This is a genomic window from Amycolatopsis sp. NBC_00438 (genome assembly GCF_036026695.1).
Classification (GTDB): domain Bacteria; phylum Actinomycetota; class Actinomycetes; order Mycobacteriales; family Pseudonocardiaceae; genus Amycolatopsis.
In genome coordinates this window covers 6,469,576-6,483,067 of record NZ_CP107923.1, presented here as the reverse complement: position 1 = coordinate 6,483,067, position 13,492 = coordinate 6,469,576, and the positions used below count along the sequence as shown (strand labels likewise).

14 protein-coding genes are annotated in these 13,492 nt (G+C 71.6%); 9 read left to right on the top strand and 5 right to left on the bottom strand.

Annotated features, from left to right (window positions below; all coding sequences use genetic code 11):
- Positions 1-35 precede the first annotated feature (35 nt).
- Together OG494_RS29000 and OG494_RS28995 are read right to left on the bottom strand one after the other, a co-directional pair.
- Complete coding sequence (locus tag OG494_RS29000; protein ID WP_328444017.1) at positions 36-437, bottom strand: hypothetical protein; 402 nt, start codon at positions 435-437, stop codon at positions 36-38.
- Between the two features lies 1 nt (position 438).
- Positions 439-864 carry a hypothetical protein gene (locus OG494_RS28995; protein WP_328444015.1) on the bottom strand — a complete coding sequence of 142 codons (426 nt, stop codon included), beginning with the start codon at positions 862-864 and terminating at the stop codon, positions 439-441.
- Between the two features lie 183 nt (positions 865-1,047).
- On the opposite strand from OG494_RS28995, the gene OG494_RS28990 reads away from it, so the two are divergent.
- From OG494_RS28990 to OG494_RS28970, 5 genes are all read left to right on the top strand, one after another.
- The gene (locus tag OG494_RS28990) at positions 1,048-2,106 is read left to right on the top strand and encodes an ABC transporter substrate-binding protein (RefSeq protein ID WP_328459055.1); all 1,059 of its coding nucleotides are present in this window, start codon (positions 1,048-1,050) and stop codon (positions 2,104-2,106) included.
- A 19-nt stretch (positions 2,107-2,125) separates the two neighbouring features.
- Positions 2,126-2,917: an ABC transporter ATP-binding protein gene (locus OG494_RS28985; protein ID WP_328444014.1), complete on the top strand. Its 792-nt coding sequence runs from the start codon at positions 2,126-2,128 to the stop codon at positions 2,915-2,917.
- Complete coding sequence (locus OG494_RS28980; RefSeq protein WP_328444012.1) at positions 2,904-3,803, top strand: ABC transporter permease; 900 nt, start codon at positions 2,904-2,906, stop codon at positions 3,801-3,803. The genes OG494_RS28985 and OG494_RS28980 overlap by 14 nt, the downstream gene beginning before the upstream one ends.
- An 84-nt stretch (positions 3,804-3,887) precedes the next feature.
- Positions 3,888-4,265 carry a DUF1761 domain-containing protein gene (locus OG494_RS28975; protein WP_328444010.1) on the top strand — a complete coding sequence of 126 codons (378 nt, stop codon included), beginning with the start codon at positions 3,888-3,890 and terminating at the stop codon, positions 4,263-4,265.
- Positions 4,262-5,083, top strand: a complete 822-nt coding sequence (locus OG494_RS28970) for an SMP-30/gluconolactonase/LRE family protein (protein WP_328444008.1) — start codon at positions 4,262-4,264, stop codon at positions 5,081-5,083. Before OG494_RS28975 ends, OG494_RS28970 begins: the two co-directional genes overlap by 4 nt.
- On the opposite strand, the gene OG494_RS28965 is transcribed toward OG494_RS28970, so the two are convergent.
- Both OG494_RS28965 and OG494_RS28960 read right to left on the bottom strand, forming a co-directional pair.
- A complete protein-coding gene (locus tag OG494_RS28965; RefSeq protein ID WP_328444006.1) occupies positions 5,064-5,432 on the bottom strand; it encodes a hypothetical protein in 369 nt (122 codons plus the stop codon). The genes OG494_RS28970 and OG494_RS28965 overlap by 20 nt on opposite strands.
- Positions 5,433-5,667: 235 nt before the next feature.
- A complete protein-coding gene (locus tag OG494_RS28960; protein WP_328444004.1) occupies positions 5,668-7,272 on the bottom strand; it encodes a DEAD/DEAH box helicase in 1,605 nt (534 codons plus the stop codon).
- 236 nt (positions 7,273-7,508) lie between these two features.
- On the opposite strand from OG494_RS28960, the gene OG494_RS28955 reads away from it, so the two are divergent.
- The 4 genes from OG494_RS28955 to OG494_RS28940 are packed head-to-tail and all read left to right on the top strand — an operon-like array spanning position 7,509 to position 10,871.
- Entirely contained in the window at positions 7,509-9,215 is a 1,707-nt protein-coding gene (locus OG494_RS28955; RefSeq protein ID WP_328444002.1) for an acyl-CoA dehydrogenase, read from the top strand.
- On the top strand, positions 9,212-9,661 hold the full coding sequence (locus OG494_RS28950; RefSeq protein WP_328444000.1) for a nitroreductase family deazaflavin-dependent oxidoreductase: 450 nt from the start codon (positions 9,212-9,214) through the stop codon (positions 9,659-9,661). The genes OG494_RS28955 and OG494_RS28950 overlap by 4 nt, the downstream gene beginning before the upstream one ends.
- Positions 9,658-10,419, top strand: coding sequence for a 2-keto-4-pentenoate hydratase (locus tag OG494_RS28945; protein WP_328443998.1), 762 nt, complete (start codon positions 9,658-9,660; stop codon positions 10,417-10,419). The genes OG494_RS28950 and OG494_RS28945 overlap by 4 nt, the downstream gene beginning before the upstream one ends.
- 38 nt (positions 10,420-10,457) lie before the next feature.
- Positions 10,458-10,871, top strand: a complete 414-nt coding sequence (locus OG494_RS28940; protein ID WP_328443996.1) for a hypothetical protein — start codon at positions 10,458-10,460, stop codon at positions 10,869-10,871.
- 75 nt (positions 10,872-10,946) lie between these two features.
- Here OG494_RS28940 and OG494_RS28935 read toward each other — a convergent pair whose 3' ends face one another.
- Entirely contained in the window at positions 10,947-13,349 is a 2,403-nt protein-coding gene (locus OG494_RS28935) for a Tex family protein (RefSeq protein WP_328443994.1), read from the bottom strand.
- Positions 13,350-13,492: the final 143 nt, after the last annotated feature.

Below are 13,492 nucleotides of genomic sequence, written 5' to 3'. Positions count from 1 at the left end.
ATAAGAGCCGGTAAGGAGGCCTTCACGGACATCCGCTACTGGCGGGCCGGTTCGCGGGCGTCGTCGTGGCGGCGGGCTCGGTACAGGCCCGCCACGGCGACGGCTGTGATCCCCAGGCCGACGCCGCTGACGATCGAGGCCACCAGGCTCGCCGTGCCGGTCGCCAGGCCGAACAGGCCGCCCAGGTACACCGGGATGCACAGGCTGACCGGCAGCCACGTCCGCAGCGCGAACGCGCGGTCCGACGCCAGCCACAGCACGAGCGACACGGCCGCCGCGGTGGCGACCGGGATCCCCCAGACGACCATGCTCGTCACTGCGTCCATCCCGAGTGACCGGAGCCATTCGAACGACGCCTGGCCCAGCCCGACGAAGAGAACGACCAGCGCCACGCGGATGGTGGCCCCCTGGCCGGCACGGTGTGCGGTGCTCGTCATGTCAACCTCCCAAGTCCGTGGTCACCTGTACCACGTCCGGATGACGCGACCGGTTGCCCGCATCGGCTGATTTCTCACTCCCAGTGCCCGCGATGATCACCAAGAAGATCAACGCGAGAGCGGACAGCCAGATCAACACGAACAGGTGGCCCCGGCTCGAGGTCCCGGCCAGCAAGCCTGTCAGCCCGAGCACGAGCAGGGGTATCGGCGAGGCTTCGACCAGCGCCAACCGCAGACCGGGTCCGCGGCCGGTGCCGAGCCACAGCAGCCAGCCCAGCAGCAACCCGGCCGGCAGGGCCGCCCACATCGTCGCCACCGCGGGCCACCACGACATCCCCCGGGACTCCAGCCAGTCGACCGCGTGGAACGAAAGCCCGCCCCATGTCCACGTCAGCAAGACCTGCTGGATGTGCAGCTGCGTCCGCATCGAACCCCCTCGGAAGTCGTCGGGGGAACACGCGGGAACCGGCCGATCGGTTGCACGTAGGCGTCTCGTTCGCCGATGTCAAGAAATCTCACTCGATTTCCCGGGATGCGGATGGCTATGCGGCCCAGTGGGTGACCGTGCGAACCTCGCCCCGACATCGACCCCGTGAAAGGCGACGCTGACGTGCGCTCCCACCACAGAACCCGCTTCCTGGCCTCGGCGTTCGCCGCCCTGACCGTCGTGGGCGTGCTCGCCGGCTGTTCCCGCGCCGCGGAGAACACCGCGCCCGCCGCCAACGCGGGCGCCGCCACCGAGGTCCGGCTCGGGTTCTTCCCGAACGTCACGCACGCCCCGGCGCTGATCGGCGTCAAGAAGGACTTCTTCAAGCAGGAGCTGGGCTCGACCAAGCTCACCACCCAGACGTTCAACGCGGGCCCCGACGAGGTCAACGCGCTGCTGGGCAACTCCCTCGACATCGCCTACATCGGCTCCGGCCCGGCGATCAACGCCTTCACCAAGTCCAAGGGCACCATCCAGCTGGTCTCCGGCGCGGTCTCGGGCGGCGCGCAGCTGGTCGTCAAGCCGGACATCGCGAGCGTCGACGCGCTCAAGGGCAAGAACATCGCCACGCCGCAGCTGGCCAACACCCAGGACGTCGCGCTCAAGAAGTTCCTCGCCGGCAAGAGCCTGACCGGCCAGGTCAAGATCACCAACCTGGACAACTCGAAGACGCTCGACGCCTTCAAGAAGGGCGAGGTCGACGGCGGCTGGCTGCCCGAGCCGTGGTCGTCGCGGCTGGTCCTCGACGCCGGCGCGAAGGTCCTGCTCGACGAGAAGGACCTGTGGCCCGGCGGCCGCTTCCCGACCACCGTCGTCATCGTGCGCAGCCAGTTCCTGCAGGAGCACCCGGACACCGTCCGCGCCGTGCTGAAGGGCCAGCTGGCCGCGATCGACTGGGCGAAGGCCAACCCGGCGGACGCGAAGACCGTGGTCAACGGCGCGCTCAAGGAGCTGGCCGGCAGTAGCCTGAGCCCGGCGGTCATCGACCGCGCGTTCTCGAACATCGAGCTGACGACGGACCCGATCCCCGCCGAGTTCCCGCAGCTCGCGCAGGACTCGGTGACCGCGGGTGTGGTGAAGAGCGCCGTCGCGTTGAAGGGCTTCGCCGACTTCGGCCCGCTGAATGACGTCCTCAAGGCCCAGAACCAGCCCGCTGTGAACGCCCCCGAGCTCGCGAAGTGATCCCGAGAGGCAGCCTGCGATGACCACGACCCTCCCGACCGGCCGGACCGGGCACACCGGCACGGCCGCGGTCCAGCTCGACGGCGTGCGCAAGACGTTCGGCACGGGCGGTCGCGCGGTCGTCGCGCTGGACGGCGTCGACCTGGCGGTCGCGCCCGGCGAGTTCGTCTGCCTGCTCGGCGCGTCCGGCTGCGGCAAGAGCACGCTGCTGAACCTGGTCGCGGGCCTGGACGCGCCGTCGGCGGGGGAGATCACGCTCACGACGTCCCGGCCGGCGGTGATGTTCCAGGAGGCCGCGCTGATGCCGTGGCTGACCGCCGCGCGCAACGTCGAGCTGCCGCTGCGGCTGGCCGGGTTCGGCCGGGCCGAGCGCCGCGACAAGGCCGCCGAGCTGCTGGACCTGGTCCGGCTGACCGACGCCGGCGCGAAGCGGCCGCACGAGCTGTCCGGCGGGATGCGGCAGCGCGTCGCGTTGGCCCGCGCGCTGGCCGCGACCCTGCGTGTCGGCGGTGACCCGGAGCAGGCGCTGCTGCTGATGGACGAGCCGTTCGCCGCGCTCGACGCCATCACCCGCGACGTCCTGCAGGGCGAGCTGCTGCGCGTCTACCGCAGCACCGGCACGTCGGTGCTGTTCGTGACCCACGACGTGCGCGAGGCGGTCCGGCTCGGGCAGCGCGTGGTGCTCCTGTCGTCGCGGCCCGGGCGGGTCGTGCGCGAGTGGGCGGACGTGCCGCTGGCCGACGCCGAGGAGCTGACCGAAGAGATCACCGGGCACCTGCGAGAGGTGATCAGCACCCATGCCGCAGCTTGACCGGCCCACCAGGGATGCCGCCGACGTCGAGGATCTCGACGCTGTAGGCGCCGGACTGGACTCGCTCGACACCCCGGTCGGTGACCGCCGGCCGGGCTTCTGGAAGCGGTTCGCCTGGGGTTTCCTGCCGCCGGTGCTCGCGCTCGTCGTGCTGGTCGTCGTCTGGCAGCTGCTGTGGGCCGCGGCGTTCTGGCCGGAGACGCAGCTGCCCGCGCCGCTCGCCGTGTGGGACGAGTTCTGGAGCCACGTCGTCACCGGCGAGGTGTTCGGGTTCGTCTGGACGTCGGTGCACCGCGCCGCCCTCGGCTTCATCGCCGGGGTCGTGCTCGGTACCCCGCTCGGCCTGCTCGTCGCGAAGGTCCGCGTGGTCCGGGCCGCGATCGGGCCGCTGCTGACCGGGCTGCAGAGCCTGCCGTCGGTGGCGTGGGTGCCGGCCGCGATCCTGTGGTTCGGCATCAACGACGGCGCGATCTACTTCGTCGTGCTGCTCGGCTCGGTGCCGTCGATCGCGAACGGCCTGGTCTCGGGCATCGACCAGATCCCGCCGATCCTGCCGCGCGTCGGCCAGGTGATGGGCGCGGGACGGCTGTCGTCGGCCCGCCACATCCTGCTGCCCGCGGCGCTGCCGGGCTTCCTCGCCGGGCTCAAGCAGGGCTGGGCGTTCTCGTGGCGCTCGCTGATGGCGGCCGAGCTGATCGCGCTGTCCCCGCAGCTCGGCGTCGGCCTCGGCGCGTACCTGAACCAGGGGTCCTCGCTCAACAGCATCGAGACGGTGATCGCGGCGATCTTCCTGATCCTGCTGGTCGGCGTCGGGATCGAGCTGATCGTGTTCCGTCCGCTGGAGCGCTCGGTGCTGCGGGCCCGCGGGCTGACGGCGTCCCTCTGAAAAGTTTTCCGCGCGGCGTGTCGAAGCGCCGCTGACGGCGTCGACGTCCCCTTCGCAAGCAGGTCCTACGCGAAGGAGATTGCGATGGGTGTCGTGGCTGTGCTGGTGGCTTCGGTGGCGGGGTTCGTGGTGAGTTCCGCCTGGTACACGGCGTTCGGCCGGGTGTGGGCCGGTCTGAGCACGGCGGCCGCCGAGCGTCCCGCGCCGTGGAAGATGGCCGCGGAGTTCGTCCGGACCCTGGCCCTGGTCATCGTGTTCGCCGGGCTGACCGCCGCGATCGGCGTCGACGGCGTCGCGGGTGCGCTCGGCCTGGCGCTGGTGCTCTGGGTGGGCTTCCCGGTGCTGCTCCTGGCCGGTTCGGTGCTGCACGAGAACGTGCCGGTGCGGCTGGCCGCCTTGCACGCGGGCGACTGGCTCGTGAAGATCGTGGTCGTGGCGCTGGTGCTGGGGGTGTGGCGATGACCGGGGTGCTGACCGGCGGGATCGCGTTCGGCGAGTCCCCGCGCTGGCACGACGGCCGGCTGTGGTTCGCCGACTGGCTGGCGCACGAGATCGTCGCGGTCACGCCGGCGGGGGAGCGCGAGGTCGTGTTCCGCGCGGACTTCCCGACGATGCCGATGTGCTTCGACTTCCTCGGCGGCGACCCGCTGATCGTCTCGTCGTCGCAGGGGTTGCTGCTGCGGCTGTCCGGGGACGGCTCCCTGGCCACCCACGCCGACCTGGGCTCGACCGGCTTCAACGAGATCGTGGTGGCTCCGGATGGCGGTTGCTACGTCAACGGCGGCGGCTTCGACCTGATGGCGGGGGAGGCCTACCGGCCGGGCGTGGTCAAGTACGTCTCCCCTTCGGGGGACGTCCGCGAGGTCGCGGACGGCATCGCGTTCGGCAACGGCATGGCCCTGACCCCGGACGGCGCGACCCTGGTGGTGGCCGAGTCGTACGCGAACCGCCTGACGGCGTTCACCGTGCGGCCGGACGGCTCCCTGCGTGACCGCCGGGTGTGGGCGGACCTCGGCGACGGCGTCCCGGACGGCATCGCGCTGGACGCGTCGGGCGCGATCTGGGTGGCGGACGTCCCGGGCAAGTCGTGCACGCGGGTACGCGAAGGCGGCGAAGTCCTGGAGCGGGTGGAGCTGGACCTGGGGTGCTTCGCGTGCGCGCTGAGCGAGGACACGCTGTACCTGGTGGCCCAGGAGTGGCACGGCCTCGACGCGGTCCGAGCCGGCCCCCGGACGGGCCGGATCCTGACCCACCCGGCCGTCAGTCCTCGGGCGGGCTAGTGGCCACCTCGAGCGAGAGCTGCTGGAGCACTTCCAGGACGTCGGGCTCGGGCTGCTCTTCCTCGAACGCCTCGACGATCTTGACGAACCCCATCAGCAGCCCGCGCATCACGGCCTCCTGCCGATGAGCCAGCTGGTCCACGGCCTGGTTGACGATGTGCTGCACATCGGCGACGTGCTCCGCCGGGACGTTCATGTCCGCCGTCATGGTGAAGTCGAACGCGCCTTCGAGCAGCTCCGGATACCCGCTCGAGCCGGACTCGTCGTTACCGTCCCGCAGGTTCTGCCGAAGCCGGTAGACCGACGCGAGCAGGCCGATCCCGGTCTGCACCAGTTCCGTGTCCTCCATGGCGAGAGCATGCCACGAGCGCTTGCCCGGTGCCGGTGATCGCCGCACCCGCCGGCGGCAAAGGTCGGTACGTCGGCCACCGCATCGCAAAGGGCTTGAAACTCCGGCCCTGCTGATCCGTAGCCGGATGCCGGAGTCACGCGCGCTCTTGTGGAGCCTGCTCGCGCACTTCGGGAACGACAGGACCCCCGGGCAGAGCGCCCGGGGGTCGTGTCGTCAGCTAAGTGCGAAGCCGTCAGCGGCCTCGGCGGGCGCCCGCTCGGGTGCCCGAGGAGAACGCCGCCGCGCCGCCGGAACGACCGGCACCGGCGCCCGCGCCGGCCGCGGGAGTGCCACCGCGGCGGCCGCCGCCGGACTTGTTCGCCGCGGCCGGGGCGCCGGAACGGCGTGCGCCGCCCGGGTTGCCCGTGCCGCCGGAACCCGCCGGGGCGGCGGAGCGGTGCGAACCGCCCGAACCGGCCGGGGCACCGCCACGGCGGCCTCCTCCGGAAGAGCGGGGCTGCTGGTCGTCGCGGCGGGACTGGGCCGCTGCCGCGCGCGAGCGCTCGCCGCCGCGGTTCTCCTTCGGGGTGGCCGGGGCGCCGCCGCGCCGGCCGCGGCCCGTGCCCGGTGCGGCGCCGGAGGCCGTGACCTTCTTCGGGCGGTTGTCCACCGGCGGGTTCTTCGGGGACGCCGTGAACGACCGCTCGCCCGGGGCCAGCTCCGCCAGCAGCGGGTGGCCCGGGCCGAGCTGGGTGGTGGTCGGCTTGATGCCGGCCTTGCGGGTGAGGTCGCGGACGTCGCGGACCTGCGCGTCGGTCATCAGCGTGACCACCGTGCCGGACGCGCCGGCGCGCGCGGTGCGGCCCGAGCGGTGCAGGTACGCCTTGTGCTCGACCGGCGGGTCCGCGTGGATGACCAGGCGGACGTCGTCGACGTGGATGCCCCGTGCCGCGATGTCCGTCGCGACCAGCGTCTTGGCCGCGCCCGAGGAGAACGCCTCGAGGTTGCGCGTGCGCGCGTTCTGGCCGAGGTTGCCGTGCAGCTCGACGGCCGGGACACCCGACGCCACGAGCTTGCGGGTCAGCGCCTTCGCGCGGCTCTTCGTCCGGGTGAACACCAGCGTGCGGCCCGGCGCCGCGGTGAGGTCGACCAGCACCGGCAGCCGGTGGGTCTCCTCGAGGTGCAGCACGTGGTGCTCCATGGTCGAGACCGGCGACTGCGCCGAGTCGACGCTGTGCGTGATCGGGTCGGTCATGAAGCGCTTGACCAGCACGTCGACGCCGTTGTCCAGGGTCGCGGAGAACAGCATCCGCTGCCCGCGCGACGGCGTCGCGTCCATGATCCGCCGCACCTCGGGCAGGAAGCCCAGGTCGGCCATGTGGTCGGCCTCGTCGAGGACGGTGATCTCGATGGCGTCGAGCTTGACGTGCCCGGAGCGCATGTGGTCGGCGAGCCGGCCGGGGCAGGCGACGACGATGTCGACGCCGTCGCGCAGCCGGGTGATCTGCGGGTTGGCCGAGACGCCGCCGAAGATGGTGGTCGTCTTGAGGCCGAGCGGCTTGGCGAGCGGCAGGATGGACGCTTCGATCTGCGTCGCGAGCTCACGGGTCGGCGCCAGGATCAGCGCGCGCGGACGGCCGGGCCTGCGCCGCGTCGGGCCCGCCGAGAGGCGCGCCAGCAGCGGCAGCACGAAGCCGTAGGTCTTGCCGGAGCCGGTCCGGCCGCGGCCGAGCACGTCACGCCCGGCGAGGGTGTGCGGCAGGGTCGCCGCCTGGATCGGGAAGGGCTCGGTGACGCCCTGGGCGGCCAGCGCGTCCACGATGGCGGTGGGCAGGCCGAGTTCAGCGAAAGTGGTCATAAGTGCATGCGGGCGCAGGGGCGCCCTGGTCTCCGTTACCTGAGAAGGGTTGTCCTGCCCGGCGCAGACCGGTCAACGGCCGCGGCGCGTGGTAGTCGACAACAGCAGCGGGCCGAGGCAGAACTGAGCGGCCCGCAAGATCAGTGTACCCAACGCGAGTGACGTACCCCTAGTGAGATTGCCCGCACTCGGATCGCCTTGCTAAGTTACCGGTCGGTAATCGAGGAGGCTCACCCATGTTGCTGAACCCGCACGAGTACGACCCGGCCCACTTCGACGCGGAAACGCGCCGGTTGCTCCGGGCCACCATCGACTGGTTCGAGCAGCGTGGCAAGGCGAAGCTGGCCGAGGACTACCACGCCCGCACCTTCTACGCGGACTTCCTCGAGTTCGCCGGCAAGGAAGGCCTCTTCTCGACCTTCCTGACGCCCGCCGCGAACGCCGACGGCAACCCCGACAAGCGCTGGGACACCAGCCGCGTCGCCGCGCTGTCGGAAATCCTCGGGTTCTACGGGCTGAACTACTGGTACCCCTGGCAGGTCACGATCCTCGGCCTCGGCCCGGTGTGGCAGAGCGGCAACGACGTCGCCCGCAAGCGCGCGGCGGACGCGCTGGACGCCGGCGGCGTCGGCGCGTTCGGACTGTCCGAAAAGGACCACGGCGCCGACATCTACTCCTCGGACATGGTGCTCACCAAGGACGGCGACGGCTACCGCGCCACCGGCTCGAAGTACTACATCGGCAACGGCAACGTCGCCCGCACGGTCGCGGTGTTCGGCCGGATCGACGGCGTCGAGGGCCCGGACCAGTACGTCTTCTTCTACGCCGACGCCGAGCACCCGGACTACCACGTGGTCAAGAACGTCGTGCCGTCGCAGATGTACGTCGCCGAGTTCCGGCTCGAGGACTACCCGGTGCACGCCGAGGACATCCTGCACGTCGGCGCCGAGGCCTTCAGCGCCGCGCTGAACACGGTCAACATCGGCAAGTTCAACCTCTGCTTCGGCGGCATCGGCATGGCGACGCACTCGCTGTACGAGGCCATCACCCACGCGCACAACCGCGTCCTCTACGGCAAGCCCGTGACGAACTTCCCGCACGTGCGCCGCGAGTTCGTCGAGGCCTACGCGCGGCTGACCGCGATGAAGCTGTTCTCCGATCGCGCCGTCGACTACTTCCGCAGCGCCACCGCCGAGGACCGCCGCTACCTGCTCTACAACCCGATCACCAAGATGAAGGTGACCACCGAGGCGCAGAAGGTGATCGGCCTGGTCGCCGACGTCGTGGCGGCCAAGGGTTTCGAGGCCGACACCTACCTCGCGATGGCGAAGAACGACATCGACGGCCTGCCGAAGCTCGAGGGCACGGTCGCGGTGAACCTCGCGCTGATCGCGAAGTTCATGCCCGCCTACCTGTTCGCGCCGCAGGAGTACGCGCCGGTGCCGACCCGCACCGACGCCGCGGACGACGAGTTCCTCTTCCGCCAGGGCCCGGCGCGCGGGCTGTCGAAGGTCCGGTTCCACGACTGGAAGGCCGCGTACGCGCAGGCGTCGCACATCCCGAACGTCGCGCTGTTCACCGAGCAGGCCGGCGCGCTGGTCAAGCTGCTCACGGAGGCGACGCCGGACGAGGCCCAGCAGGCCGACCTCGACTTCGGGCTCGCGCTCACCGAGCTGTTCACGCTCGTCGTCTACGGCCAGCTGGTCCTGGAGCAGGCCGGCATCACCGGGCTCGACGAGCAGGTCGTCGACCAGATCTTCGCGGTGCTGGTGCAGGACTTCAGCCTCGCGGCGGTGGACCTGAACGGGAAGCCGAGCTCGACCGAGGCCCAGCAGGCCATCGCGCTGGCGGCGCTGCGCAAGCCCGTCGTCGACGCCGAGCGCTTCGACGGCGTCTGGGCGCGGGTGCGGGACCTCTCCGGGGCCTACGCTATGCACCCATGATGGCCAGGGAGTACCGGCTGGGCACGCTGCGGAAGTCCGTCAACGCGCTGGTGAAGCCGCTGCTGGCCCGCGGCGTCCCGGCCGCGGGCAAGGGCGGCGTCCTGCTGACGACGAAGGGCCGCAAGAGCGGTGCGGACCGCACGACGCCGGTCAACGTCGTCGAGGCCGGCGGCGACCGCTGGCTAGTCGCGCCCTACGGCGCCGTCGCCTGGGTGCACAACCTGCGCGCGGAGCCCGTCGCGCGGCTGCGGCGCGGCGGCAAGCGGGAGACGTGGGAGGTCGAGGAGGCCGACGCCGCCACCGCTGCGCCGGTGCTGCGGGCCTACGTCCGGCAGATCCCGGTCACCGCGCCCTACTTCGACGCCAAGGGCAGCGGCCCGGTCGAGGCGTTCGAGGCGGAAGCCGATCGACACCCGGTGTTCCGGTTGGCAAGATCACGAGCGTGAAGCACGAGCGGGCGGCGGAGCTGCTCTGGGACGCGTGGCAGACCGGCGACCGCCTGGACGGGCTGCCGGCGGACGTCCGCCCGCGTGACGCGGCCGAGGGCCGGGCCGCGCAGGCGGCGCTGGCCGAGCTGGCGGGGCCGGTGAGCGGCTGGAAGATCGCCGCGACCACGGCGTACGCCCAGCAGCACCTCGGCGTCCCCGGGCCGCTGCCGGGCGCCTTGTTCGAGCGGTTCCACCAGCTCGAGGGCACCCCGGTGCCGGCCGACACGATGACGATGGGCGTCGCCGAACCGGAGTTCGCCTTCCGGATGAAGGCCGACCCCGGCCCGGGGCCGTCGCTGGGCGGGGTGCTCGACGCGGTGGACACGATGTTCCTCGCGCTCGAAATGCCGGACAGCCGCTACACCGACCACCGGCACGCGGGCGGCCCGCAGCTGCTGGCCGACGCCGCGTGCGCGGGCCGGTTCGTCGAAGGGCGGGCCGTGCCGGGCTGGCGCGACCTCGACCTGCCGGGCCACGCGGTGGTCCTGCACGCCGACGGCGAGGAGTTCGCCCGCGGCCACGGCGGCCTGGTCCTGGGCGACCCGAGGCTGGCGCTGCACTGGCTCGCGACGGAACTGGCCCACACCGGCCACCGCCTCCGCCCGGGCGACGTGGTGACGACGGGAACGGCGACCACCCCGTGCCCGATCCACGCCGGCGGCCACGTGGTCGCCGACTTCGGCGCGCTGGGCCGCGTCGAAGCCCATTTCGTGTGACGCCGGGGCACCGACCGTCCGGGCACTAGAGTGATCATGTGCTGACTTTCCGTGCCGGGTTCGTCGTGCTGGCCGTGGTCGTCGCGGCGCTCGACGCGGGGTTCTGGCTGTTCACCCGCGGCCAGCACCAGACGAGCGCGCGGGTCGGGTTCCTGGTCGCGTTCGTGCTCCTGCTGGCCCTGCTCGCGGCGAGCGCCGGGCTGGTGCGCTGGGAGGTCGCGGCCCCGCTCGGCGCGGCGTCGACGTCCGGCCTGTTCTTCGTCGGCGCGGCGTCGATCTTCAGCGTGGGCCTCGGGTTCCTGCTGACGGCGGTCGTCGAGGCGGCGCTCGTGCGCGGGATGGTGCTCGACGCGTCCCCGGCCGGCTGGCGCGGCGGGACGTGGCTGATCAGCCTGTCGGCGGCCGTGGTCCCGGCGGGGTTTTTCGTGGTGGGCCTGGTCGCGCTGAAGTGACCCGCTCGCCCAGGCCGTGAAGGCCACCTTGAGGGACTCAGAGTCCCTCAAGGTGGCCTTCACGGACCTCTGGTCCTACTTGCCGAAGCCGGCCCGGCGGAGTGCTTCCGCCATCGAGCCGGAGCCGCCGGAGCCGCCCGAGCTGCCGCCCCGGCCGCCACCGCCGCCGCCCCCCGAGCCGCCGCGCTGACCGCCGCCGGAACCGCCCCGGCGCTGGCCACCGCCACCGCCGCCGCCCTGCTGACCCCGGTCACGACCGCCGCCGCCACCGCCGCCGCGGTTGCCGGACGGCGCACCCGGCTCGTCGTCCAGCCGCAGCGTCAGCGAGATCCGCTTCCGGGGCACGTCGACCTCGAGCACCTTCACCTTGACGATGTCCCCGGGCTTCACGACCTCGCGCGGGTCCTTCACGAAGTTCTTCGACAGCGCCGAAACGTGCGCCAGGCCGTCCTGGTGGACACCCACGTCGATGAACGCGCCGAACGCGGCCACGTTCGTGACCACACCTTCCAGGCGCATGCCCGGCTTCAGGTCACCGATCTTGTCGACACCCTCGGCGAACGTCGCGGTCTTGAACGCCGGGCGCGGGTCGCGGCCCGGCTTGTCCAGCTCGGCCAGGATGTCCGTCACCGTCGGGAGACCGAACGTCTCGTCCACGAATTCGGCCGGGCGCAGCGAAGTCAGCGTCCGCGTGTTGCCGATCAGCGCGCGCAGGTCGGTGCCGGTCGCCGACAGGATCCGCCGCACCACCGGGTACGCCTCCGGGTGCACCGACGACGAGTCGAGCGGGTCGTCGCCGTCCGGGATGCGCAGGAAGCCGGCGCACTGCTCGAACGCCTTGGGCCCGAGTCGCGCGACCTCCTTCAGCGCGGTCCGCGAGCGGAACGGGCCGTTCGAGTCGCGGTGGGAGACGATGTTCTCCGCCAGCCCGGTCGTGATGCCCGAGACGCGGGTCAGCAGCGGTGCCGAAGCCGTGTTGACGTCGACGCCGACCGCGTTCACGCAGTCCTCGACCACCGCGTCGAGCGAGCGGGACAGCGAGACCTCGGACAGGTCGTGCTGGTACTGGCCGACACCGATCGACTTCGGGTCGATCTTCACCAGCTCGGCCAGCGGGTCCTGCAGCCGGCGCGCGATCGAGACGGCGCCGCGCAGCGAGACGTCCATGTTCGGCAGCTCCGCCGAAGCGAACGCCGACGCCGAGTACACCGACGCGCCCGCCTCGGACACGATCGCCTTGGTCAGGTTCAGCTCCGGGTGCTTCTTGATGAGCTCCTGGGTGAGCTTGTCCGTCTCGCGCGACGCCGTGCCGTTGCCGATCGAGACGAGGTCGACCTTGTGCCGAGCGCACAGCGCGGCCAGCTCGGCGATCGACTGGTCCCACTTGTTGGCCGGCTGGTGCGGGTAGATGACGTGGGTGTCGACGACCTTGCCGGTCGCGTCCACGACGGCCACCTTGACGCCGGTGCGGAAGCCCGGGTCGAGGCCCATCGTGGCGCGGGTGCCCGCCGGGGCGGCGAGCAGCAGGTCGCGCAGGTTGGAGGCGAACACGCGCACGGCGTCGTCCTCGGCCGCCTGGCGCAGCCGCATCCGCAGGTCGATGCCCAGGTGCAGCAGGATCTTGGTGCGCCACGCCCAGCGCACGGTGTCGTTGAGCCACTTGTCGCCCGGGCGGCCCTCGTTGGTGACGCCGAACTTCGCGGCGATGCGCGTCTCGTAGTCGGTCGGCCCGACCTGCGGCTCGTCGGTCGGCTCGGCCGGCAGCATCGTGAGGTCGAGGACCTCTTCCTTCTCGCCGCGCAGCATCGCGAGGATCCGGTGCGAGGGGAGCTTGGTGTAGGGCTCGGAGAAGTCGAAGTAGTCGGAGAACTTGGCGCCGTCCTCCTCCTTGCCGCTGCGGACCTTGGCGACCAGGTGGCCCTGGCCCCACATCTTCTCGCGCAGGTCGCCGATGAGGTCGGCGTCCTCGGCGAAGCGCTCGACGAGGATCGAGCGGGCGCCGTCGAGGGCGGCCTGCGCGTCCGCGACGCCCTTGTCCGCGTCGACGAACACCGCGGCCGCGGCGTGCGGGTCCGTGGTCGGGTCGTTCAGCAGGCCGTCGGCCAGCGGCTCGAGGCCCGCCTCGCGCGCGATCATCGCCTTCGTGCGGCGCTTCGGCTTGAACGGGAGGTAGATGTCCTCGAGCCGCGACTTCGTGTCCGCGGCCAGGATCGACGCCTCGAGGGCCTCGTCCAGCTTGCCCTGGCTGCGGATCGAATCGAGCACGGCGAGCCGGCGCTCGTCGAGTTCCCGCAGGTAGCGCAGCCGCTCTTCGAGCGTGCGCAGCTGCGCGTCGTCGAGCATGCCGGTGACTTCCTTGCGGTACCGCGCGATGAACGGGACGGTCGAACCGCCGTCGAGCAGCTCGACGGTGGCCTTGACCTGTCCTTCGCGCACGCCCAGTTCTTCGGCGATCCTCTGCTCGACCGACACGCTCACTGCAACACGCTCCTGCTTCGCCTTCGGTGGATCCGATCCTCACATTCTGCCGTTCCGACCACCCCGACTTTCGGATGGGGCTCCTTGACAATGAGATTGGTCTAGTCCATTTTGTGGTGACCTGCCTCACGACCAGTGGAGGT

What these genes read in the sequence shown, in the direction of transcription:
- OG494_RS29000 (WP_328444017.1), bottom strand. Translation starts at nt 437, where the DNA reads ATGACGAGCACCGCACACCGTGCCGGCCAGGGGGCCACCATCCGCGTG.
- OG494_RS28995 (WP_328444015.1), bottom strand. Translation starts at nt 864, where the DNA reads ATGCGGACGCAGCTGCACATCCAGCAGGTCTTGCTGACGTGGACATGG.
- OG494_RS28985 (WP_328444014.1), top strand. Translation starts at nt 2,126, where the DNA reads ATGACCACGACCCTCCCGACCGGCCGGACCGGGCACACCGGCACGGCC.
- OG494_RS28980 (WP_328444012.1), top strand. Translation starts at nt 2,904, where the DNA reads ATGCCGCAGCTTGACCGGCCCACCAGGGATGCCGCCGACGTCGAGGAT.
- OG494_RS28975 (WP_328444010.1), top strand. Translation starts at nt 3,888, where the DNA reads ATGGGTGTCGTGGCTGTGCTGGTGGCTTCGGTGGCGGGGTTCGTGGTG.
- OG494_RS28970 (WP_328444008.1), top strand. Translation starts at nt 4,262, where the DNA reads ATGACCGGGGTGCTGACCGGCGGGATCGCGTTCGGCGAGTCCCCGCGC.
- OG494_RS28965 (WP_328444006.1), bottom strand. Translation starts at nt 5,432, where the DNA reads ATGGAGGACACGGAACTGGTGCAGACCGGGATCGGCCTGCTCGCGTCG.
- OG494_RS28960 (WP_328444004.1), bottom strand. Translation starts at nt 7,272, where the DNA reads ATGACCACTTTCGCTGAACTCGGCCTGCCCACCGCCATCGTGGACGCG.
- OG494_RS28955 (WP_328444002.1), top strand. Translation starts at nt 7,509, where the DNA reads ATGTTGCTGAACCCGCACGAGTACGACCCGGCCCACTTCGACGCGGAA.
- OG494_RS28950 (WP_328444000.1), top strand. Translation starts at nt 9,212, where the DNA reads ATGATGGCCAGGGAGTACCGGCTGGGCACGCTGCGGAAGTCCGTCAAC.